The sequence below is a fragment of the Lelliottia sp. 7254-16 genome, assembly GCF_002922995.1.
GTDB lineage: Bacteria > Pseudomonadota > Gammaproteobacteria > Enterobacterales > Enterobacteriaceae > Enterobacter > Enterobacter jeotgali.
Genome location: NZ_PQVS01000012.1, coordinates 14,780 through 37,656 on the forward strand (window position 1 = coordinate 14,780; position 22,877 = coordinate 37,656).

Annotated in this window: 15 protein-coding genes; 14 read left to right on the forward strand and 1 reads right to left on the reverse strand. The window is 55.4% G+C overall.

All coding sequences use genetic code 11. The features are described 5' to 3' along the window. The first annotated feature begins 261 nt into the window (after positions 1–261). The 12 genes from C3708_RS15790 to C3708_RS15845 all read left to right on the forward strand — a co-directional run bounded on the left by C3708_RS15790 (position 262) and on the right by C3708_RS15845 (position 18,039). Positions 262–5,211, forward strand: coding sequence for an alpha-2-macroglobulin (locus tag C3708_RS15790; RefSeq protein WP_103949689.1), 4,950 nt, complete (start codon positions 262–264; stop codon positions 5,209–5,211). Position 5,212: 1 nt separating this feature from the next. Further along, complete coding sequence (gene pbpC / locus C3708_RS15795; protein ID WP_103949690.1) at positions 5,213–7,537, forward strand: peptidoglycan glycosyltransferase PbpC; 2,325 nt, start codon at positions 5,213–5,215, stop codon at positions 7,535–7,537. A 156-nt stretch (positions 7,538–7,693) separates the two neighbouring features. After that, positions 7,694–8,125: a nucleoside-diphosphate kinase gene (ndk, locus tag C3708_RS15800; protein ID WP_095282894.1), complete on the forward strand. Its 432-nt coding sequence runs from the start codon at positions 7,694–7,696 to the stop codon at positions 8,123–8,125. 163 nt (positions 8,126–8,288) lie between these two features. Further along, positions 8,289–9,455, forward strand: a complete 1,167-nt coding sequence (locus C3708_RS15805) for a bifunctional tRNA (adenosine(37)-C2)-methyltransferase TrmG/ribosomal RNA large subunit methyltransferase RlmN (protein ID WP_095282893.1) — start codon at positions 8,289–8,291, stop codon at positions 9,453–9,455. A 299-nt stretch (positions 9,456–9,754) separates the two neighbouring features. Continuing rightward, positions 9,755–10,756, forward strand: coding sequence for a cytoskeleton protein RodZ (gene rodZ, locus C3708_RS15810; RefSeq protein WP_103947304.1), 1,002 nt, complete (start codon positions 9,755–9,757; stop codon positions 10,754–10,756). 26 nt (positions 10,757–10,782) lie between these two features. Beyond that, positions 10,783–11,901, forward strand: a complete 1,119-nt coding sequence (gene ispG / locus C3708_RS15815; RefSeq protein WP_095282891.1) for a flavodoxin-dependent (E)-4-hydroxy-3-methylbut-2-enyl-diphosphate synthase — start codon at positions 10,783–10,785, stop codon at positions 11,899–11,901. 91 nt (positions 11,902–11,992) lie between these two features. After that, positions 11,993–13,267 carry a histidine--tRNA ligase gene (gene hisS / locus C3708_RS15820; RefSeq protein WP_095282890.1) on the forward strand — a complete coding sequence of 425 codons (1,275 nt, stop codon included), beginning with the start codon at positions 11,993–11,995 and terminating at the stop codon, positions 13,265–13,267. Positions 13,268–13,280: 13 nt separating this feature from the next. Then, on the forward strand, positions 13,281–13,901 hold the full coding sequence (locus C3708_RS15825) for a YfgM family protein (protein WP_095282889.1): 621 nt from the start codon (positions 13,281–13,283) through the stop codon (positions 13,899–13,901). Positions 13,902–13,911: 10 nt separating this feature from the next. Next, a complete protein-coding gene (gene bamB, locus C3708_RS15830) occupies positions 13,912–15,090 on the forward strand; it encodes an outer membrane protein assembly factor BamB (protein ID WP_095282888.1) in 1,179 nt (392 codons plus the stop codon). A 110-nt stretch (positions 15,091–15,200) separates the two neighbouring features. Further along, positions 15,201–16,676 carry a ribosome biogenesis GTPase Der gene (der, locus tag C3708_RS15835; protein ID WP_095282887.1) on the forward strand — a complete coding sequence of 492 codons (1,476 nt, stop codon included), beginning with the start codon at positions 15,201–15,203 and terminating at the stop codon, positions 16,674–16,676. 73 nt (positions 16,677–16,749) lie between these two features. Beyond that, positions 16,750–17,781: a Gfo/Idh/MocA family oxidoreductase gene (locus C3708_RS15840; RefSeq protein WP_103949691.1), complete on the forward strand. Its 1,032-nt coding sequence runs from the start codon at positions 16,750–16,752 to the stop codon at positions 17,779–17,781. 42 nt (positions 17,782–17,823) lie between these two features. After that, the gene (locus C3708_RS15845) at positions 17,824–18,039 is read left to right on the forward strand and encodes a zinc ribbon domain-containing protein (RefSeq protein ID WP_103949692.1); all 216 of its coding nucleotides are present in this window, start codon (positions 17,824–17,826) and stop codon (positions 18,037–18,039) included. A gap of 116 nt (positions 18,040–18,155) precedes the next feature. On the opposite strand, the gene xseA is transcribed toward C3708_RS15845, so the two are convergent. After that, a complete protein-coding gene (gene xseA, locus C3708_RS15850; RefSeq protein WP_095282884.1) occupies positions 18,156–19,529 on the reverse strand; it encodes an exodeoxyribonuclease VII large subunit in 1,374 nt (457 codons plus the stop codon). 159 nt (positions 19,530–19,688) lie between these two features. Between xseA and guaB the strand changes: the two genes are divergently transcribed. Then, a complete protein-coding gene (gene guaB, locus C3708_RS15855; RefSeq protein WP_095282883.1) occupies positions 19,689–21,155 on the forward strand; it encodes an IMP dehydrogenase in 1,467 nt (488 codons plus the stop codon). A gap of 61 nt (positions 21,156–21,216) precedes the next feature. After that, a complete protein-coding gene (gene guaA / locus C3708_RS15860) occupies positions 21,217–22,794 on the forward strand; it encodes a glutamine-hydrolyzing GMP synthase (protein ID WP_095282882.1) in 1,578 nt (525 codons plus the stop codon). The last annotated feature ends 83 nt before the right edge of the window (positions 22,795–22,877 follow it).

The following is a 22,877-nucleotide window of genomic DNA, read 5'->3' on the forward strand; positions in this document are numbered from 1 at the left end:
GAACCGCGCACTCTGGGTGCGTCTCAGGTTTAAACTAGCAGGTGGGTGACCTTTACATCCAGCTATCTTATTGTTTTAAAAACAAATGACGCGAAAGGTAACATGTAACCTTTACCACTGTGATCTGAGTAGCAGTTGCCCCTTTCCGGGAGTAATATGCGAGGCGCTATCCAGATTCTAAAATTGGACTTTTGTATTCGTGAAACTTGCGGATAATACTTAGTCGGACGACTAACAGGCTCTACGGACCAGGGATATAGGATGACACCGTTTCGCTTAGCTGCGCTTTCTCTCGCGCTACTCACCACTTTTACGCTTGTTGGCTGTGATAACAGTGACGACAAGTCTCAGGCGACGGCACCCGCTGCGTCCACTCCGACAGAAAAAGCCCCTGTAAAACCCGATGCTGATAAGCTGGCGAAACTGGCCGCGCTGAGTCAAGGCAAAGAGCTGACGCTACTGGATGCCTCGGAAGTGCAGCTTGATGGTGCATCAACGCTGGTGCTGACTTTTTCCGTTCCGCTCAATCCCGATCAGGATTTCGCCCGCACGGTTCATGTCGTCGATAAAAAGAGCGGCAAAGTGGATGGTGCCTGGGAACTTGCCCCGAATCTGAAAGAGCTGCGCCTGCGTCACCTGGAGCCGAATCGCAACCTGGTTGTCACCGTGGAGCGCGATCTTCAGGCATTGAATAAAGCGACGTTTGGCATCGATTACGAAAAAGCGATCACTACGCGGGATATTGAACCGACCGTGGGCTTTGCCAGCCGGGGTTCGCTCCTGCCAGGAAAAGTCGTCGAAGGCCTGCCGGTGATGGCGCTCAACGTCAATAACGTGGACGTGAACTTCTACCGCGTGAAGCCGGAATCGCTGGCGTCATTTGTCAGCCAGTGGGAGTACCGCAACTCCCTGACCAACTGGGAATCCGACAATCTGTTGAAGATGGCAGATTTGGTTTATACCGGGCGTTTTGATCTCAATCCGGCACGCAACACGCGTGAAAAACTGCTCCTGCCACTGCGTGATATCAAACCGTTGCAGCAGTCTGGCGTCTATATCGCCGTGATGAATCAGGCCGGGCATTACAATTACAGCAACGCGGCAACCCTGTTCACGCTGAGCGACGTGGGCTTATCCGCGCACCGCTATCACAACCGTCTGGATATTTTCACCCAGAGCCTGGAGAACGGCGCGGCGCAGTCCGGCGTTGAAGTGTTGCTGCTGAACGATAAAGGCCAGACGCTGGCGCAAGGCACCAGCGATACTGACGGCCACGCGAAGCTAGAAACCGATAAAGAAGCCGCGCTGATTCTGGCCCGTAAAGACGGGCAGACCACGCTTCTTGATCTCAAACTCCCGGCGCTCGATTTGGCGGAATTTGATATCGCCGGTGCGCCGGGTTACAGCAAGCAATTCTTCATGTTTGGTCCGCGCGATCTTTATCGTCCGGGCGAGACGGTGATCCTCAACGGTCTGCTGCGCGACAGTGATGGCAAGCCGCTGCCAGACCAGCCAGTGAAGCTGGAAGTTCTGCGCCCGGATGGACAAGTGGCGCGCACGGTGGTTAGCAAACCGGAAAACGGTCTGTACCGTTTTAACTACCCGCTGGAGAGCGGTGCGCAAACGGGCATGTGGCACGTTCGTGCCAATACCGGCGACAACCAGCAACGTCTGTGGGATTTCCACGTCGAAGATTTCATGCCTGAACGCATGGCGCTGAATCTGACCGGGCAGAAAGCCCCGGTTTCGACGCAGGACGAGGTGAATTTTGATGTTGTCGGATATTACCTTTACGGTGCTCCGGCCAACGGTAATAACCTGCAGGGGCAGTTGTTCCTTCGTCCGCTGCGTGAGGCGGTCAGCGCTTTGCCAGGCTTCCAGTTTGGCGACATCGCTGAGGAGAATCTCAGCCGCAGCCTGGATGAAGTGCAGTTAGCGCTCAATGATCAAGGCCGGGGTCAGGTCTCGACCGAAAGCCAGTGGAAAGAAACTCACTCGCCGCTGCAGTTGATTCTCCAGGCAAGCCTGCTGGAATCGGGTGGACGTCCGGTGACGCGCCGTGCGGAACAGGCTATTTGGCCTGCCGATACGCTGCCAGGGATTCGCCCGCAGTTTGCCAGTAAGGCGGTCTACGACTATCGGACCGACACTACGGTGAACCAGCCGATTGTCGATGAAAATGGCAACGCCAGTTTCGACATTGTTTATGCCGATGCCAGCGGCGCCAAAAAAGCGGTCTCGGATCTTCAGGTGCGCCTGATTCGCGAGCGTCGTGACTACTACTGGAACTGGTCCGAAAGCGATGGCTGGCTGTCGCAGTTCGACCAGAAAGATCTGGTGGAAGGCGAGCAGGAATTGACGCTTAAGGCCGACGAAACGGGCAAAGTGACCTTCCCGGTGGAGTGGGGTTCTTACCGCCTGGAAGTCAAAGCCCCAGATAACATGGTCAGCAGTGTGCGCTTCTGGGCGGGCTACAGCTGGCAGGATAACAGCGACGGCACCGGCGCTGCGCGCCCGGACCGGGTGATGCTGAAACTCGATAAGCCCTCCTATCAGCCAGGCGACACCATTAAGTTACACGTCGCTGCACCTGCTGCGGGTAAAGGCTATGCGATGATCGAATCCAGCGAAGGGCCGCTGTGGTGGAAAGAGATCGACGTTCCGGCCAATGGCCTGGATATCTCTATACCAGTCGACAAGGCCTGGAAGCGTCACGATCTGTACCTCAGCACGCTGGTGGTGCGTCCGGGAGATAAATCCAAATCAGCGACACCAAAACGCGCCGTAGGTCTGTTGCATCTGCCGATGGGTGATGAAAACCGTCGCCTGAATATTGCGCTGGAAAATCCGCAAAAAATGCGCCCGAATCAGACGCTGTCGGTGAAAGTCAAAGCCAGCGTGAAAGACGGTGCTGTTCCGCAGAAAGTGAACGTACTGGTGTCTGCTGTGGACAGCGGCGTACTGAATATCACCGATTACGTCACGCCCGACCCGTGGCAGGCGTTCTTCGGCCAGAAACGCTACGGCGCAGATATCTATGACATCTACGGCCAGGTTATCGAAGGACAGGGACGCATGGCGGCGCTGCGCTTTGGTGGCGATGGTGATGAGCTGAAACGCGGCGGTAAACCGCCGGTGAATCACGTCACGATTATTGCTCAACAGGCTCAGCCTGTGACGCTGGACGCGAATGGGGAGGGGACTATTACCTTACCGATTGGCGATTTCAACGGCGAATTGCGTTTGATGGCCCAGGCCTGGACCGAGGATGACTTTGGTAGCAGCGAAGGAAAAGTAATTGTCGCCGCCCCGGTGATTACCGAGTTGAACACACCACGTTTCCTGGCCAGCGGTGATTCCACGCGGTTGACGCTGGACTTGACCAACCTCACCGACAAGCCGCAGACGTTGAACGTATCGCTCACCGCGTCGGGTTTAATGTCTCTTGAAGGGGCGCAGCCGCAGCCTGTTCAACTGGCGCCAGGCGTACGCAATACGCTGTTTATTCCGGTGCGTGCGCTGGATGGCTACGGCGACGGTGAAATTACCGCGCAGGTGACCGGCCTTGAACTTCCGGGCGAAACCTTCGCACCGCAGCAGAAAAGCTGGAAAATCGGCGTGCGTCCGGCGTTCCCGGCGCAGACGGTCAATACCGGCACGATGCTCAACCCAGGCGAAAGCTGGACGGCACCGACGCAGCATATCACGGGATTCTCTCCGGCCACGCTGCAAGGGCAGTTGCTGCTCAGCGGTAAGCCGCCGCTGAATCTGGCGCGCTATATTCGCGAATTGCAGGCGTATCCGTACGGCTGTCTGGAACAAACCGCCAGCGGCCTGTTCCCGTCGCTCTACACCAACGCCGCGCAGCTGACCGCGCTTGGCATCAAAGGGGATACCGATGACAAACGTCGCGCGGCCATTGATATCGGCATCTCCCGTTTGCTGCAAATGCAGCGCGATGACGGCGGTTTTGCCCTGTGGGATAAAAATGGCCCGGAAGAGTACTGGTTGACCGCCTACGTCACCGATTTCCTGGTGCGCGCGGGCGAACAGGGTTACAGCGTGCCCGTGGATGCTGTGAACAATGCCAACAGCCGTCTGCTGCGCTATCTGCAAGATCCGGGCATGATGTCCATTCGCTACAGCGATGATACTCAGGCCAGTAAGTTCGCCGTACAAGCGTATGCCGCCCTGGTGCTCGCACGCCAGCAAAAGGCTCCGCTCGGCGCTCTGCGTGAAATCTGGGATCGTCGTGCTCAGACCGGTTCTGGTCTGCCATTGATGCAACTGGGGATGGCGCTGAAACTGATGGGCGATGCGCCGCGCAGCCAGCAGGCGTTGGATCTGGCGATAAAAACCCCGCGCAGTGACAGCAAAAATTGGATGGCAGACTACGGCAGCCAGCTACGCGATAACGCCCTGATGCTCTCTCTGCTGGAAGAGTACAAACTGCTGCCGGATGCGCAAAACACGTTGCTGAATACGCTCTCTCAACAGGCGTTCAGCCAGCGCTGGCTCTCGACTCAGGAGAGCAATGCCCTGTTCCTGGCCGGACGTTCGCTCCAGACGCTTTCCGGTGCCTGGCAAGCAACGACCAGCGTCTCTGATAAAGCGCTGAGCAGCGACAAGTCTCAGGTGCAAAATGTCACGGGCGATCAGTTGGGCGCATTGCAGGTCACCAACAGCGGCACTACGCCACTCTGGGTGCGTCTCGACAGTACAGGTTATCCGGAATATGCCCCAGAGCCATCGTCTAATGTCCTGCAAATCGAGCGTCATATTCTGGCGACCGACGGCAGCAGTAAATCCCTCTCCTCCCTGAAGAGCGGTGAACTGGTTCTGGTCTGGCTGGAAGTGAAAGCGAATCAAAATGTCCCGGATGCGCTGGTGGTGGATTTACTCCCGGCAGGTCTTGAGCTGGAAAACCAGAATCTCGCCAGCAGTAGCGCCAGCCTTCAGGACAGCGGCAGTGAAGTGCAGAACCTGTTAAACCAGATGCAACAGGCCGATATTCAGCATATGGAGTTCCGCGACGATCGCTTTGTCGCGGCGGTTCCGGTGAACGACGGGCAGCCTGTAACGCTGGTGTACCTGGCTCGCGCTGTTACGCCTGGGACGTATGAGGTTCCGGTTCCGATGGTGGAATCTATGTATGTTCCACAGTGGCGGGCAACGGGTGCCGCAAGCGGCCCGTTGATTATCGTTCCGTAACGTGACGTTATCTCGACTCATTCGCTCCCGCTGGCTGTGGCTGGTGGGGGCGATTCTCATTTTATGGGGACTGATTTTTGTCGCCGACCGCCTGTGGCCGTTGCCTTTGAAAGAGGTCAACCCGGCGCGGGTGGTGGTTGATGAAAAAGGTACGCCACTGTGGCGGTTTGCCGATAGCGACGGGATCTGGCGCTATCCGGTCACGATCGAAGAGGTTTCTCCCCGCTATCTCGCCGCCCTGATCCAGTATGAAGATCGCTGGTTCTGGGATCATCCGGGCGTCAATCCGTTCTCCGTTTTGCGTGCTGCCTGGCAGGATCTGAGTTCTGGCAAAGTGGTGTCGGGCGGCAGTACGCTCACCATGCAGGTGGCGCGCCTGCTCGATCCGCATCCGCGTACCTTTGGCGGCAAAGTGCGTCAGCTCTGGCGGGCGATGCAGCTGGAATGGCATCTTTCCAAACGCGACATTCTCACCCTCTATCTCAATCGCGCACCTTTTGGTGGAACACTTCAGGGAGTGGGGGCGGCAAGCTGGGCCTTTCTTGGGAAATCACCGGCGCAGCTAAGCTACTCCGAAGCCGCGCTGCTGGCAGTGCTTCCACAAGCACCGAGTCGTTTGCGCCCGGACCGCTGGCCAGACCGCGCTGAAGCGGCACGCAATAAAGTGCTTGAGCGTATGGTGACGCAGGGGGTCTGGAGTGAGCAGCAGGTGAAAGAGTCGCGTCAGGAGCCGGTCTGGTTGGCTCCACGACAAATGCCGCAGCTGGCGCCGTTGTTCTCCCGCATGATGCTGAGCAAAAGCCGCGACAATAAAATCGTGACCACGCTGGATGCCTCGCTTCAAAGACAGCTCGAAGAGCTGGCGATGAACTGGAAATCTCGTCTGCCCCCGCGCAGCTCTCTGGCGATGATCGTCGTTGATCACACCAACATGAAAGTGCGTGGCTGGGTAGGATCGGTGGACATCAATGACGACAGCCGGTTTAGCCACGTCGATATGGTGAGCGCGATCCGATCGCCGGGATCGGTGCTGAAACCCTTTGTCTATGGCATGGCGCTGGACGACGGTCTGATCCATCCTGCTTCTCTTTTACAGGATGTGCCAAGGCGCACCGGGGATTATCGTCCCGGCAACTTTGACAGTGGATTTCATGGCCCCGTCAGTATGAGCGAAGCGCTGGTGCGCTCACTCAATCTTCCTGCTGTTCAGGTGCTGGAAGCCTACGGTCCCAAACGTTTCGCCGGGATGCTGAGCAACGTCGGATTACGCCTGATCCTGCCTGCTGGTGCGCAGCCCAATTTATCGCTGATACTGGGCGGTGCGGGCGCCAGGCTTGCAGATATCACTGCCGCCTACAGTGCCTTTGCCCGTCAGGGGAAAGCGGGACAGTTACGTTTGCAGCCTGGTGACCCGCTGATTGAGCGCCCGCTGCTTTCGCCCGGTGCGGCGTGGATTATTCGCCGCATTTTAGGTAACGAAACGCAACCGCTGCCTGATGGTGCACTGCCACAGGTTGCGCCTCTGGCGTGGAAAACCGGCACCAGCTACGGGTATCGTGATGCCTGGGCCGTTGGCCTGAATGCGCGTTACATCATCGGTATCTGGACTGGTCGACCGGACGGCACACCGGTTGCCGGGCAGTTTGGCTTTGCCAGCGCCGTGCCGTTGCTGAACCAGGTCAATAACATGCTGCAGTCGAGTTCGACAGTCGACGAGGGGCGTTTGCCGCGCGATCCACGTCCAGCCTCCGTAAGTCGGGCTGTGATCTGCTGGCCTGGTGGACAGACGCTGCCTGAAGGTAGTGAGAACTGTCGTCGCAGGCTCGCGACCTGGTTGCTTGATGGCAGCCAGCCGCCCACGCTGTTACTTCCCGAGCAGGAAGGCATTCGCGGGATTCGTTTCCCGGTCTGGCTGGATAAAGCGGGCAAACGTGTCGCGGCAGATTGCCCTGATGCGCAGGAGAAAATCCTCGACGTCTGGCCGCTGCCGCTGGAGCCGTGGCTGCCTGCATCTGAGCGCAGAGCCGCGCGGGTTCCTGCGTCTTCTGCCGTTTGTCCTCCACTGGCGCAAGATTCCCCCGCGCCGCTGATGTTATCTGGCATACGTGAAGGCGCGTTGATTAAACGTCTGCCCGGTGAGACTCGGGTGTCGCTGCCGCTACAGGCCATCGGCAGCGACAGCGTGCGCTGGTGGTTCCTGAACGGCGAACCGCTAAATGTGAAGGGACGCGCTTACACTTTGCAGCTTGATAAAGCAGGGGATTATCAGTTACTGGTACTGGATGAGACGGGGCAAGTCGCCACGGCGAATTTCACCTTGCAGTAACGAAAAGAAAATCGTAGATGTGACCTGTTGCTAAAACTCGTCTTATTTTAAAAAAATGTTACGTCGAACCATAGGCAATGGCGCTATTGCTCTCTATAATCCGCGCCATCATATACAGACGTATGCAAAACAACAGAACACATAACAGAGGTAATCATGGCTATTGAACGTACTTTTTCCATCATCAAACCCAACGCGGTGGCAAAAAACGTTATTGGCAGCATCTTTGCTCGCTTTGAATCTGCAGGGTTCAAAATCGTTGGCACCAAAATGCTGCATCTGACCGTTGAACAGGCTCGCGGTTTCTACGCTGAGCACGACGGCAAACCTTTCTTCGACGGCCTGGTTGAGTTCATGACTTCCGGTCCAATCGTGGTTTCCGTACTGGAAAGCGAAAACGCAGTACAGCGTCACCGCGATCTGCTGGGCGCAACTAACCCGGCTAACGCACTGGCTGGCACCCTGCGTGCTGACTACGCGGACAGCTTCACCGAAAACGGCACCCACGGTTCCGACTCTGTTGAATCTGCTGCGCGCGAAATCGCTTACTTCTTCGCAGAAGGCGAAGTGTGCGCACGTACGCGCTAATTCCGCTGGAATACTAATTTTTCGTAAATGCCGCGTGCAAACGTGGCATCCCTGCGTCAGACTTTGTACAATGCAACGCCCCGGAAGAGCAGATCGCCTACCGGGGCGTTTCTTTTCAACCCTCCACGGGCCATAACGTGTAACAACGAGGCCGGAAAATATTATGTCTGAACTAGTTAACACCTCTGAAGTCGCCATTGCCGCGGTTCCAAATAAAAATGGAAAAATTAACCTGCTGGATCTGAACCGTCAGCAGATGCGCGAGTTTTTCAAAGAGATGGGCGAGAAGCCGTTTCGTGCCGATCAGGTCATGAAATGGATGTACCACTATTGCAGCGACAACTTTGATGACATGACTGACATCAACAAAGTGCTGCGCAACAAACTCAAAGACGTCGCTGAAATCCGTGCACCGGAAGTGGTGGAAGAACAGCGTTCTGCTGACGGCACCATCAAATGGGCGATTGCGGTTGGCGATCAGCGCGTTGAAACGGTCTATATCCCGGAAGAAGATCGCGCGACGCTGTGCGTCTCCTCCCAGGTGGGTTGTGCGCTGGAGTGTAAATTCTGCTCAACAGCGCAGCAGGGCTTTAACCGAAACCTGCGTGTGTCTGAAATTATTGGTCAGGTATGGCGCGCGGCGAAAATCGTTGGCGCGGCAAAAGTCACCGGCACGCGTCCAATCACCAACGTGGTGATGATGGGCATGGGTGAGCCGTTGCTGAACCTGACTAACGTCGTTCCAGCGATGGAAATCATGTTGGATGACTTCGGTTTTGGTCTGTCCAAACGCCGTGTAACGCTCTCTACTTCTGGCGTTGTACCCGCTCTGGATAAACTGGGCGATATGATTGACGTGGCCCTGGCCATTTCTCTCCATGCACCAAACGACGAAATCCGTGACGAAATTGTACCGATCAACAAAAAGTACAATATCGAAACCTTCCTGTCCGCTGTGCGTCGTTATCTTGAAAAGTCCAATGCTAATCAGGGTCGCGTGACTATCGAATACGTAATGCTGGATCATGTGAATGACGAAACCGATCATGCGCATCAGCTGGCGGAATTGCTGAAAGACACGCCATGCAAGATCAACTTGATCCCCTGGAACCCGTTCCCTGGCGCACCGTATGGTCGCAGCTCGAACAGTCGTATCGACCGTTTCTCCAAGGTGTTGATGGAGTACGGCTTCACCACTATCGTGCGTAAAACGCGTGGTGATGATATCGATGCTGCCTGCGGTCAGCTGGCTGGCGATGTGATTGACCGTACCAAGCGTACGCTGCGTAAACGCATGCAGGGCGAGGCGATTGAGGTCAAAGCGGTGTGATTCTTATGCGGTCACGGCGCATATTTGCGTCGTGACGCATTAGCTTACTGAATATTCAGTTAGATTCATTGGGATTGCTGAATAATTACGGTGCGTTTCCGACGACTTTAAGGCAGTATGTAACGTCGCAACAACAGTTTAGCCTCATGAGTAGCGCTGCACTGTCAACTAAGGCCGGACAGTCTTATACTTAGTGTCCGACTACGGTTAAATGACCAGAAGTTTCGCGGTGCGGGTGGCATTGTGACTCACCGGCGCCTGAACCCTAATTTACACGTACCAGTAAGTAGTTGTAGCGAATGAATACTGAAGCCACTCACGACCAAAATGAAGCACTCTCCACCGGCGTTCGTCTTCGCAACGCCCGTGAACAACTCGGACTCAGCCAGCAAGCCGTTGCAGAACGCTTGTGCCTGAAGGTTTCCACGGTTCGCAATATTGAAGAAGATAAGGCTCCCGCCGATCTCGCTTCAACGTTTCTGCGTGGTTACATCCGCTCTTATGCAAAACTGGTGCATATCCCTGAAGAAGAACTGCTGCCTATGATGGAAAAACAGGCACCGGTTCGTGCGGCGAAAGTCGCGCCGATGCAGACTTTTTCTCTGGGCAAACGTCGTAAAAAACGTGATGGCTGGCTGATGAGTTTTACCTGGCTGGTGCTGTTTGTAGTGATTGGTCTGACGGGCGCATGGTGGTGGCAAAACCACAAAGCGCAGCAGGAAGAGATCACCACGATGGCCGATCAGTCATCAGCTGAGCTGAACAATTCCGGTAACGACGGCGCGCAAAGCGTGCCGTTAAACACCGAGAGCAGCACTTCTGTCGAGCCGCAAACGGCTGCGACAGATTCTCAGACCGTAGAACCTGTACAGACGCCTGTACCAGCGACTACACCGGATCAAACGACGGCGCAAAACGCCGTCGTTGCGCCTTCTCAGGCCAATGTTGATACCGCTCCAGCCACCACGGCTAATACGGCGAATACCGCTCAACCACTGCCAACGGATCAGGCGGGTGTTGCAGGGACCACAACTGCCGACCCTAACGCGCTGGTCATGAACTTTTCTGCCGACTGCTGGCTGGAAGTGACAGACGCAACCGGCAAAAAGCTGTTCAGCGGCTTGCAGCGTAAAGATGGCACGTTAAATCTTACCGGTCAGGCACCGTATAAGCTTAAAATCGGCGCTCCGGCTGCGGTGCAGATCCAGTATCAAGGAAAACCTGTCGATCTGAGCCGTTTTATCAGAACTAACCAGGTTGCGCGTCTTACCGTTAATGCCGAACAATCAGCAGCACAGTAACAGGCGAGTAGCGCGGGAGACTTTTCATGCATAATCAGGCTCCGATTCAACGTAGAAAATCCAAACGGATTTACGTTGGGAATGTGCCGATTGGTGATGGTGCACCCATCGCCGTTCAATCGATGACCAACACCCGAACTACGGATGTTGAGGCCACAGTCAATCAAATCAAAGCATTAGAGCGCGTAGGTGCGGATATTGTCCGTATCTCCGTGCCGACTATGGATGCTGCAGAGGCATTCAAACTTATCAAACAGCAGGTTAGTGTTCCGCTGGTCGCTGATATCCACTTTGACTACCGTATTGCCCTGAAAGTCGCGGAATATGGCGTGGATTGCCTGCGCATTAACCCAGGTAATATCGGCAGCGAAGAGCGTATTCGCGCGGTTGTTGATTGCGCCCGTGATAAAAACATCCCTATCCGCATCGGCGTAAACGCCGGATCGCTGGAAAAAGATCTGCAAGAGAAATACGGCGAACCGACGCCACAGGCGCTGCTCGAATCTGCGATGCGCCATGTGGATCACCTTGATCGTCTTAACTTCGATCAGTTCAAAGTGAGCGTGAAAGCCTCTGACGTTTTCCTTGCCGTTGAATCCTATCGCCTGCTGGCGAAACAGATCGATCAGCCGTTGCACCTCGGGATCACCGAAGCAGGTGGCTTGCGTAGCGGTTCCGTCAAATCGGCGATCGGCCTTGGGCTGCTGCTTTCCGAAGGAATCGGCGACACCTTGCGTGTTTCGCTGGCGGCAGATCCAGTTGAAGAGATCAAAGTCGGTTTCGACATTCTGAAATCGCTGCGCATCCGCGCTCGCGGGATCAACTTCATTGCGTGTCCAACCTGTTCGCGTCAGGAATTTGACGTCATTGGAACAGTAAACGCGCTGGAACAACGTCTGGAAGATCTGATTACGCCGATGGATGTCTCCATTATCGGCTGCGTCGTGAACGGTCCTGGTGAAGCACTGGTATCCACGCTCGGCGTGACCGGTGGCAACAAGAAAAGCGGCCTTTATGAAGACGGGATTCGTAAAGATCGTCTGGACAACAACGACATGATCGATCAGCTGGAAGCCCGCATCCGCGCGAAAGCAACGATGCTGGATGAAGCCCAGCGCATCAGCATTCAGCAAGTTGAAAAATAACGTGTTGGGAAGCCAAAGGCTTCCCATGTATGATTGAACCCTGGATTAATGAATCTTCGGGTTCTTTTTTGTATATAGAAAGAGAATAAACGTGGCAAAAAACATTCAAGCCATTCGCGGCATGAACGATTATCTGCCTGGCGAAACCGCCATCTGGCAGCGCATTGAAGGCACCCTGAAACAGGTGCTCGGCAGCTACGGTTACAGCGAAATCCGTTTGCCGATTGTAGAGCAGACCCCATTGTTCAAACGCGCGATCGGTGAAGTCACTGACGTCGTTGAAAAAGAGATGTATACCTTTGAGGACCGCAACGGCGACAGCCTGACTCTGCGCCCGGAAGGTACAGCGGGCTGTGTACGCGCCGGCATCGAACATGGTCTCCTGTACAATCAGGAGCAGCGTCTGTGGTATATCGGCCCGATGTTCCGCCACGAACGTCCGCAAAAAGGTCGTTACCGTCAATTTAATCAGCTGGGTGTTGAAGTCTTTGGCCTGCAAGGGCCGGATATCGACGCTGAGCTCATCATGCTCACTGCGCGCTGGTGGCGTGAGCTGGGGATTTCCCAGCACGTTGCGCTGGAGCTGAACTCTATTGGTTCCCTCGAAGCGCGTGCCAACTACCGTGATGCGCTGGTCGCGTTCCTGGAACAGCACAAAGATAAGCTGGATGAAGACTGCCAGCGCCGCATGTACAGCAACCCGCTGCGCGTTCTGGATTCCAAGAACCCGGAAGTGCAGGCGCTGTTGAACGATGCTCCGGCGCTGGGTGACTATCTGGATCAAGATTCCCGCGAACACTTCGCTGGACTGTGCAAACTGCTGGAAGACGCGGGTATTGCCTATACCGTTAACCAGCGTCTGGTTCGCGGTCTGGATTACTACAACCGCACCGTGTTTGAGTGGGTCACCACCAGCCTCGGATCGCAGGGTACTGTCTGTGCAGGCGGTCGTTATGACGGTCTGGTTGAACAGCTCGGCGGTCGTGCCGCCCCAGCGGTGGGCTTCGCGATGGGTCTTGAGCGACTTGTTTTGCTGGTTCAGGCAGTTAATCCGGAATTTAAAGCAGAATCTGTTGTCGATATATACCTGGTGGCTTCAGGTGCGGATACGCAGTCTGCGGCAATGCAGTTTGCCGAACGTCTGCGCGATGCGCTGCCGGGCGTTAAACTGATGACCAACCACGGTGGTGGCAACTTCAAAAAGCAGTTTGCCCGTGCCGACAAGTGGGGCGCAACTATCGCACTGGTGCTGGGCGAGTCCGAAGTGGCTGCTGGCGAAGTGGTCGTAAAAGACCTGCGCTCTGGTGAGCAAACAACCGTAACGCAGGAAAGCGTTGCCGCGCACTTGCGCACTTTGACTTGGTAAGGGGAAAAACAGCGTGGAAATGTACGAGAACGAAAACGACCAGGTTGATGCGATCAAACGCTTCTTTGCCGAAAATGGCAAAGCCCTGGTGGTTGGGGTGATTTTGGGTGTTGGTGCGCTACTTGGCTGGCGCTACTGGAACAGTCATCAGGCTGATTCCGCGCGTGATGCTTCCCTGTCTTATGAAAATACCGTGAGCGCAATTCGCGCCGATCAGCCTCAAACGCTGGCCGCCGCTGAAAAATTTGCAGCTGACAACAAAAATACTTACGGTGCACTGGCTGCACTTGAAGTGGCTCAGCAGTTTGTTGATAAAAATGAACTGGATAAAGCGGCTGCCCAGCTGACTCAAGGTCTGGCTGCTGCCAGCGATGACAATCTGAAAGCAGTGATCAACCTGCGTCTGGCCCGTATTCAGGTACAGCAGAAAAAAGCCGATGATGCGCTGAAAACGCTCGATACGGTGAAAGGCGAAGGTTTTGCAGCCATTGTTGCTGACCTGCGCGGTGAAGCGCTGTTGAGCAAAGGTGACAAACAAGGCGCGCGCAGCGCGTGGGAAGCAGGCGTGAAAAGCAACGCCTCACCTGCGCTGAGCGAAATGATGCAGATGAAAATAAATAATTTGTCCGTCTGAGAGGGACCCGATGCAATTGCGTAAATTACTTCTGCCAGGACTGCTTTCTGTTACGTTATTGAGTGGCTGTTCACTGTTCAGTGGCGAAGAAGATGTTGTAAAAATGTCCCCGCTGCCGACTGTTGAAAACCAGTTTACCCCGTCAACCGCGTGGAGCTCCTCCGTGGGTGATGGTATTGGTGATTTTTATTCCAACCTGCATCCTGCGTATGCTGATAGCGTTGTTTATGCAGCCGATCGCAAAGGCACCGTGCGTGCGTTCAATGCGGATGATGGAAAAGAAGTCTGGTCTGTGAATCTGGCCGAGAAAGACGGTTGGTTCTCCCGTTCTCCTGCACTGCTCTCAGGTGGCGTGACCGTTGCCGGTGGGCATGTCTATATCGGTAGCGAAAAAGCGCAGGTTTATGCACTGAACGCCAGCGATGGTTCTATTGCATGGCAGACTCGCGTTGCGGGCGAAGCCTTGTCACGTCCGGTTGTCAGCGACGGCCTGGTGCTGATTCATACCAGCAACGGCCAGTTGCAGGCGCTGAACGAAACTGACGGCGCAGTGAAATGGACCGTCAACCTGGATATGCCAGCCCTGTCTCTGCGCGGTGAATCTGCACCAGCAACGGCTTTCGGTGCGGCTATCGTCGGTGGGGATAACGGTCGCGTGAGCGCCGTGCTGATGCAGCAAGGTCAAATGATCTGGCAGCAGCGTATCTCTCAGGCCACTGGCCCGACTGAAATCGATCGTCTGAGCGATGTGGATACCACTCCCGTTATCGTGGATAACGTCGTTTACGCACTGGCTTATAACGGTAACCTGACGGCGCTGGATCTGCGCAGTGGTCAGGTAATGTGGAAACGTGAGCTAGGTTCTGTGAACGATTTCATCGTCGATGGCAATCGTATTTACATCGTTGATCAGAACGATCGCCTGCTGGCGCTGAACACCGATGGTGGCGTAACGCTCTGGACGCAAAGCGATCTGCTACACCGCCTGTTAACGGCACCTGCGCTGTATAATGGCAGCCTGGTTGTGGGTGATAGCGAAGGTTATATGCACTGGATTGATCCGGAAACGGGTCGCTTCGTGGCGCAGGAAAAAGTCGACAGCTCCGGTTTCTTGACCGATGCAGTAGTGGCCGACGGCAAACTGCTGATCCAGGCAAAAGACGGTACGCTCTACGCGATCACGCGTTAATCGTCTCGTTTGTAGTATAATAAACGGCTCCTGTTAACTCAGGGGCCGTTTTGACTTTTATAAAAACGCCGCACCTGCGACGTTTCTTTGAATTTTATGAGGCTTCAAACATGGTACCTGTGGTCGCGCTTGTCGGGCGCCCGAACGTTGGAAAATCCACTCTTTTTAACCGTTTAACACGCACCCGTGATGCGCTGGTGGCGGATTTCCCGGGGCTGACTCGTGACCGTAAGTACGGTCGTGCTGAAGTTGAAGGACGCGAGTTTATCTGTATCGATACCGGTGGTATCGACGGGACAGAAGACGGTGTGGAAACGCGCATGGCAGAGCAATCTCTGCTGGCGATTGAAGAGGCGGACATTGTTCTGTTCATGGTAGACGCACGTGCGGGCCTGATGCCTGCCGATACGGCTATCGCCAAACACCTTCGCTCCCGCGAAAAACCAACCTTCCTGGTGGCGAACAAAACTGACGGTATTGATGCCGATCAGGCGGTGGCTGATTTCTGGGCCCTCGGTCTGGGCGAAATCTACCCAATTGCTGCGTCTCATGGTCGTGGTGTTACCAGTCTGCTCGAAACCGTTCTGCTGCCGTGGGTTGATGAAGTGAACCCGCCGGAAGAAGTGGACGAAGATGCCGAATACTGGGCACAGTTCGAAGCCGATCAAGAGGGCGCAGAAGAAGAGCCTGAGGATGATTTCAATCCGCAGGATCTGCCTATCAAACTTGCGATTGTCGGCCGTCCAAACGTGGGTAAGTCCACACTGACTAACCGTATCCTCGGCGAAGACCGCGTGGTGGTCTACGACATGCCGGGCACGACGCGTGACAGCATTTACATCCCGATGGAACGTGATGAGCGCGAGTATGTGCTTATCGACACCGCAGGTGTGCGTAAGCGCGGGAAAATCACCGATGTGGTGGAAAAATTCTCCGTTATCAAAACGCTGCAGGCGATTGAAGATGCCAACGTGGTCATGCTGGTCATCGACGCGCGTGAAGGTATCTCCGATCAGGACCTTTCCCTGCTGGGCTTTATCCTCAATAGTGGGCGCTCACTTGTTATCGTCGTCAACAAATGGGACGGCCTGAGCAACGAAGTGCGTGAGCAAGTCAAAGAGATGCTGGACTTCCGTCTGGGCTTCATCGACTTCGCACGCGTGCACTTCATCTCTGCGCTGCACGGCAGCGGCGTGGGTAACCTGTTCGAATCCGTTCGCGAAGCCTACGACAGCTCCACCCGTCGTGTGAGCACGGCGATGCTGACACGCATCATGACGATGGCAGCAGAAGACCATCAGCCGCCGCTGGTTCGCGGTCGCCGCGTGAAGCTGAAATATGCCCACGCCGGTGGTTACAACCCGCCAATCGTGGTGATTCACGGTAATCAGGTGAAAGACCTGCCAGATTCCTATAAACGTTATCTGATGAACTACTTCCGTAAATCGCTGGACGTGATGGGTACCCCTATCCGCATTCAGTTTAAGGAAGGGGAAAACCCGTTTGCCAACAAACGCAACACCCTGACGCCGAACCAGATGCGTAAGCGTAAGCGTTTGATCAAGCACATCAAGAAAGGCAAGTAATTGCACAATAAAACCCGACTGAGTCGGGTTTTTTGCCTTTTGTCGCCCGACAATCAGATGAACGGAGTGGAAAATGCGATTTGGGTTTATTGGTCTTGGTGCGGTGGTTGAAACGGCCTATCTACCGGCATTGCGTCAGATTTTTAACCAGCCTGTGAGTTGTCTTGGTTTTGATATTCGCCCGGAGCGTGAACTGGAAGGCGTAACGCGCTGCCGTACGCTTGAACAGTTGCTGGCGAGCCCAATTGACACGTTGTTCATCACCACCTCTTCACTAAATCACCTCGACGCGTTAGAGCAGGCATTAGCCTCGCCGATCCAGCGAATCGTGGTGGAAAAACCGGTGGTGGCGAGCCTGACGCAGGTTGAACGGCTGAAGCATCTGCTGGCGCAGCCGGAGGATGCTTCTCGGGTGCTGGCACTCGATCACTGGATGGCACGCACGGGGGCTATACAGATCGCGCAGGGCCAACTTGACGAAATTGTCAAAATCGAAGGATTTCTCCAGGAGCCAAGCGGCTTCAACGCGGCGGGGGAGCCTGTCGCCCTCAATTTTGCTACCGGCGAGCCTGATACCCGCCAGCTCCAGCATCCTGACGGCGTGATTATCGATATTGGCACTCACGTACTGGCGATGATGCGCGATACCCTGCATGGTCTGGGGGGAAGCGGTGAATTGTCGTTGCAGTTAATCTCAGCAAAAGACAGGCTAGGCCGCCCGATAGCTAAAGGCGATCTGCACACCGCTGAAGGCGAAGCGCAGCTTCGGGGGACCGTGAGCGGTATTCCAGTCGATATCTGGCTGAATAAATACGCCGGACCCGCGGGCGGGCAAAAAGGGCTCCGCCTGCATCTGCGCGATGGCCGAATCATTAGCCATGACCGGCGCGGCGCTGAGGATGTGATTGAGTTGATTGAGGGTGAAAACGTGCAGCATTGGACGCTTCCGGGCACGATCTACGCGCGCTGCCTGGCGGAGCATATCCTGGCGGAGAAGAGCCTGTATGAGCGAGCGCCGGAAGAGGTGAGCCGCATCACCCAGCGCCGGCTGGAAGAGGTCGAATTGCTTCTGGAATTACAGCAGCTGCTGCGTGGCCCGCACTGAGCGGCGTGGTAAAATAACTACAAAACTTTTTAAGGAGTCACGATGTCTGTTATCTGTCCGGATTGTCATTCCGAGCTGGAACCCGTCAACGGAATGGCGCACTGCGAAACATGCGATAAAGATATCGCGCTGCAAGCGCTATGCCCCGACTGCTATCAGCCTTTGCAGGTGTTGAAAGCCTGCGGCGCGGTCGATTATTTCTGCCAGAATGGGCACGGTTTGATTTCGAAGAAACGCGTGGAATTTAAGCCGGTGTAAATAATTTCAGATTGTGCCAACTCTGCCCGGCGGCGCTTCGCTTGCACGGGCCTACGGGTTTTGTAGGCTGGGTAAGCGAAGCGCCACCCGGCAACATCTGATGCGTCAAAGCCGGTTTAAACCACCTTTTTCTTGCGCGTCTTTTTGGCGGGCGTAATGCCTTTCACTTCACTTTCTACCCAGCCGTCGGCCAGACGGGTGGTCAGCACATCCCCGGCTTTCACCTGTTTGGTCTGCTTCAGCACCGTGCCGTCCGTCGCCGTGGTCACGCTGTAGCCGCGCGCCAGAGTCGAGAGCGGGCTAACGGCTTCCAGATGCGTCACCGCGTTGCCAAAGCGCTCACGTGTGCTGCTCAGACGTGCACGGATATTCTCGCCCAGACGATACTCAAGCTGCTGCATGCGGGTTTGTGCACGGTAGATGCGCGGCTGCGGATTTTGCTGATTCAGGCGCTGGGTCATGCGTTGCTGGCGCGACACGGCGCGCTTAAGCTGATTATCCAGCGCGAAATTCATCCGCTGGCGCAGACGTTCCAGCACCGTCTGCTGACGCGCCAGACGCAGCTGCGGATGCTGCTGTTGCAGGCGATGTTGAAGTTGGGTGAAACGACGATTGCGGTTAGCGAGGAAATAGTCCATCGCCATCTCCAGACGCTGCTGTCCGTTCTGCAACTGGCGCAAGAGTTCCAGCTGGTTCCGGCTGACGATTTCAGCGGCAGCCGACGGTGTTGGTGCGCGCATATCGGAAACAAAATCGGCGATGGTGACGTCGGTTTCATGTCCGACTGCGCTGACGATAGGGATCTGACTGTCGAAAATCGCCCGCGCTACGCGTTCGTCGTTAAAGCTCCACAAGTCTTCCAGAGAACCGCCGCCGCGCCCGACAATTAAGACGTCGCACTCCTGACGGGCGTTTGCCAGCGCAATGGCGCGAACAATTTGCCCTGGCGCATCATCACCCTGGACGGCGGTTGGATAAATCACAACGGGTAGCGACGGGTCACGACGCTTTAGCACATGCAAAATATCATGCAGCGCCGCACCGGTTTTGGAGGTGATCACTCCCACGCAATGGGCAGGTGAGGGCAGTGCTTTCTTGAACTGCTGATCGAACAGGCCTTCTGCGGAAAGTGTCGCTTTCAGTTGCTCGTATTTTTGTTGCAGCAACCCTTCGCCCGCAGGCTGCATGCTCTCGACGATAATTTGATAATCACCGCGCGGTTCATACAATGTGATATTAGCGCGTACCAGAACTTGCTGGCCATGCTGCGGGCGGAACGTCACCCGACGATTGCTGTTGCGAAACATCGCACAGCGTACCTGAGCGGTGTCGTCTTTCAGCGTAAAGTACCAATGGCCGGAAGAGGGCTGCGTGAAATTAGATATCTCTCCGCTGATCCAAACCTGTCCCATTTCCTGCTCGAGCAGCAAACGAACCGATTGATTGAGGCGGCTTACGGTATAAATTGAGGGGCTTTGAGAGGATAACATGTGAGCGGGATCAAATTCTAAATCAGCAAGTTATTCAATCGATAGTAACCCGCCCGGAGGTAATCGCAAGCATTTTTTATAAAAAAGTGTGGATGCAATCGGTTACGCTCTGTATAATGCCACGGCAATATTTAACCACCCAGGTCAGAGATATTGCCCATGCTACGTATCGCTAAAGAAGCACTGACGTTTGACGACGTCCTCCTCGTTCCCGCTCATTCCACCGTTCTGCCGAATACTGCCGATCTCAGCACGCAGTTGACGAAAACCATTCGTCTGAACATTCCTATGCTCTCTGCGGCAATGGACACCGTGACTGAAGCGCGCCTGGCTATCGCCCTGGCACAGGAAGGTGGCATCGGCTTTATTCACAAAAACATGTCCATCGAGCGTCAGGCGGAAGAAGTTCGCCGCGTGAAGAAACATGAATCCGGTATCGTCTCCGACCCACAGACCGTTTTGCCAACCACCACCCTGCACGAAGTGAAAGCGCTGACCGAGCGTAACGGCTTTGCGGGCTACCCGGTTGTGACTGAAGACAACGAACTGGTCGGCATCATTACCGGTCGTGACGTGCGTTTCGTGACCGACCTGAACCAGCCTGTCAGCGTGTACATGACGCCGAAAGAGCGTCTGGTGACCGTGCGTGAAGGCGAAACCCGTGAAGTCGTGCTGGCTAAAATGCACGAAAAGCGCGTCGAGAAAGCGCTTGTGGTGGATAACGGCTTCCACCTGCGTGGCATGATCACCGTGAAAGATTTCCAGAAAGCAGAGCGTAAACCGAACGCCTGTAAAGACGAACGTGGCCGTCTGCGCGTAGGTGCAGCGGTTGGCGCAGGTGCAGGCAATGAAGAGCGCGTAGATGCGCTGGTTGCAGCAGGCGTTGACGTTCTGCTGATTGACTCCTCTCACGGTCACTCCGAAGGCGTTCTGCAGCGTATTCGTGATACCCGTGCTAAATACCCGGACCTGCAAATCATCGGCGGTAACGTGGCGACTGGCGCAGGCGCTCGTGCCCTGGCAGAAGCGGGTTGCAGCGCAGTGAAAGTGGGTATCGGCCCTGGCTCCATCTGTACTACCCGTATCGTAACCGGCGTGGGCGTTCCACAGATCACTGCGGTTTCCGACGCGGTAGAAGCGCTGGAAGGCACCGGTGTTCCGGTTATCGCCGACGGCGGTATTCGTTTCTCCGGCGACATCGCGAAAGCGATCGCGGCAGGTGCAGCAGCGGTGATGGTGGGTTCCATGCTGGCTGGTACTGAAGAATCTCCTGGCGAAATCGAATTGTTCCAGGGCCGTTCTTATAAATCATACCGTGGTATGGGTTCCCTGGGCGCGATGTCCAAAGGCTCTTCCGACCGTTACTTCCAGACCGACAACGCCGCTGACAAACTGGTACCAGAAGGTATCGAAGGTCGCGTGGCGTATAAAGGCCGTCTGAAAGAGATCATTCACCAGCAGATGGGCGGCCTGCGTTCCTGTATGGGCCTGACCGGCTGTGGTACTATCGACCTGCTGCGTACTAAAGCGGAATTCGTGCGTATCAGCGGTGCGGGTATCCAGGAAAGCCACGTTCACGACGTGACGATCACCAAAGAGTCCCCGAACTACCGTCTGGGCTCCTGATAAGTTTCCGCGCCCGGCTTATGCCGGGCGCTTTGTTTCACTTGCCTCGGAATTAGCGTCAATAATGGAAAACATTCATAAACATCGCATTCTTATCCTGGATTTCGGTTCTCAGTACACACAGCTGGTGGCACGTCGCGTGCGCGAACTCGGCGTTTACTGTGAACTTTGGGCATGGGATGTCACGGAAGCACAAATCCGTGAATTCAACCCAAGCGGCATCATTCTTTCCGGCGGCCCGGAAAGCACCACCGAGCATAACAGCCCACGCGCACCGCAATATGTGTTTGAAGCTGGCGTTCCCGTATTTGGCGTGTGCTACGGCATGCAAACCATGGCGATGCAGCTGGGCGGCCACGTTGAGTCCTCTAACGAGCGTGAATTTGGTTACGCGCAGGTCGAAGTACTGACCGACAGCGCCCTGGTTCGCGGGATCGAAGATTCCCTGACCGCTGAAGGCAAACCTGTGCTGGATGTGTGGATGAGCCACGGCGACAAAGTGACCGCCATTCCGTCTGACTTCGTGACCGTTGCCAGCACCGAAAGCTGCCCGTTTGCCATTATGGCAAACGAAGAAAAACGCTTCTATGGCGTGCAGTTCCACCCGGAAGTCACCCACACCCGTCAGGGCCAGCGTTTGCTCGAGCGTTTCGTGCGTGAAATCTGTGGCTGCGAAGCGCTGTGGACGCCTGCAAAAATCATCGAAGACGCGATTGTTCGTCTGCGTGAGCAAGTCGGCGATGACAAAGTTATTCTTGGCCTGTCCGGTGGCGTTGACTCCTCCGTGACCGCGATGCTGCTGCACCGTGCTATCGGCAAAAACCTGACCTGTGTGTTCGTGGATAACGGTTTGCTGCGTCTGAACGAAGCCCAGCAGGTCATGGACATGTTCGGTGATCATTTCGGTCTGAACATCGTTCACGTCGAAGGCGAAGAGCGTTTCCTTTCCGCGCTGGCGGGTGAGAACGATCCTGAAGCCAAACGTAAAATCATTGGTCGCGTGTTTGTTGAAGTGTTCGACGAACAGGCGCTGCGTCTGGAAGACGTGAAGTGGCTGGCGCAAGGTACCATCTACCCTGATGTGATCGAATCCGCTGCCTCCGCAACCGGTAAAGCACACGTCATCAAATCTCACCACAACGTGGGCGGCCTGCCGAAAGAGATGAAGATGGGTCTGGTGGAACCGCTGCGCGAGTTGTTCAAAGACGAAGTGCGTAAGATCGGTCTTGAGCTGGGTCTGCCGTACGACATGCTGTACCGCCACCCGTTCCCGGGTCCAGGTCTGGGCGTGCGCGTGCTGGGCGAAGTGAAGAAAGAGTACTGCGACCTGCTGCGTCGTGCAGATGCCATCTTCATTGAAGAACTGCATAAAGCTGACCTGTACAACAAAGTGAGCCAGGCGTTCACCGTGTTCCTGCCAGTCCGCTCCGTCGGCGTAATGGGCGATGGTCGTAAATACGACTGGGTTGTCTCTCTGCGCGCCGTCGAAACCATCGACTTCATGACCGCTCACTGGGCGCACCTGCCGTACGACTTCCTGGGGCGCGTATCCAACCGCATCATCAATGAAGTTAACGGTATTTCCCGTGTCGTCTATGACATTAGCGGTAAACCACCAGCGACGATTGAGTGGGAATAAGTTTCCCTCTGTTATCAAAAAAAAACCTCTGTTTATTCAGAGGTTTTTTTTTGCATATACCCATTGTTCACCCATTTTTGACG

Bases quoted from the DNA above. Each gene is read 5' to 3' on its own strand.
- C3708_RS15790 (WP_103949689.1), top strand. From the start codon at position 262: ATGACACCGTTTCGCTTAGCTGCGCTTTCTCTCGCGCTACTCACCACT.
- ndk (WP_095282894.1), top strand. From the start codon at position 7,694: ATGGCTATTGAACGTACTTTTTCCATCATCAAACCCAACGCGGTGGCA.
- C3708_RS15805 (WP_095282893.1), top strand. From the start codon at position 8,289: ATGTCTGAACTAGTTAACACCTCTGAAGTCGCCATTGCCGCGGTTCCA.
- rodZ (WP_103947304.1), top strand. From the start codon at position 9,755: ATGAATACTGAAGCCACTCACGACCAAAATGAAGCACTCTCCACCGGC.
- ispG (WP_095282891.1), top strand. From the start codon at position 10,783: ATGCATAATCAGGCTCCGATTCAACGTAGAAAATCCAAACGGATTTAC.
- bamB (WP_095282888.1), top strand. From the start codon at position 13,912: ATGCAATTGCGTAAATTACTTCTGCCAGGACTGCTTTCTGTTACGTTA.
- der (WP_095282887.1), top strand. From the start codon at position 15,201: ATGGTACCTGTGGTCGCGCTTGTCGGGCGCCCGAACGTTGGAAAATCC.
- C3708_RS15840 (WP_103949691.1), top strand. From the start codon at position 16,750: ATGCGATTTGGGTTTATTGGTCTTGGTGCGGTGGTTGAAACGGCCTAT.
- C3708_RS15845 (WP_103949692.1), top strand. From the start codon at position 17,824: ATGTCTGTTATCTGTCCGGATTGTCATTCCGAGCTGGAACCCGTCAAC.
- xseA (WP_095282884.1), bottom strand. From the start codon at position 19,529: ATGTTATCCTCTCAAAGCCCCTCAATTTATACCGTAAGCCGCCTCAAT.
- guaB (WP_095282883.1), top strand. From the start codon at position 19,689: ATGCTACGTATCGCTAAAGAAGCACTGACGTTTGACGACGTCCTCCTC.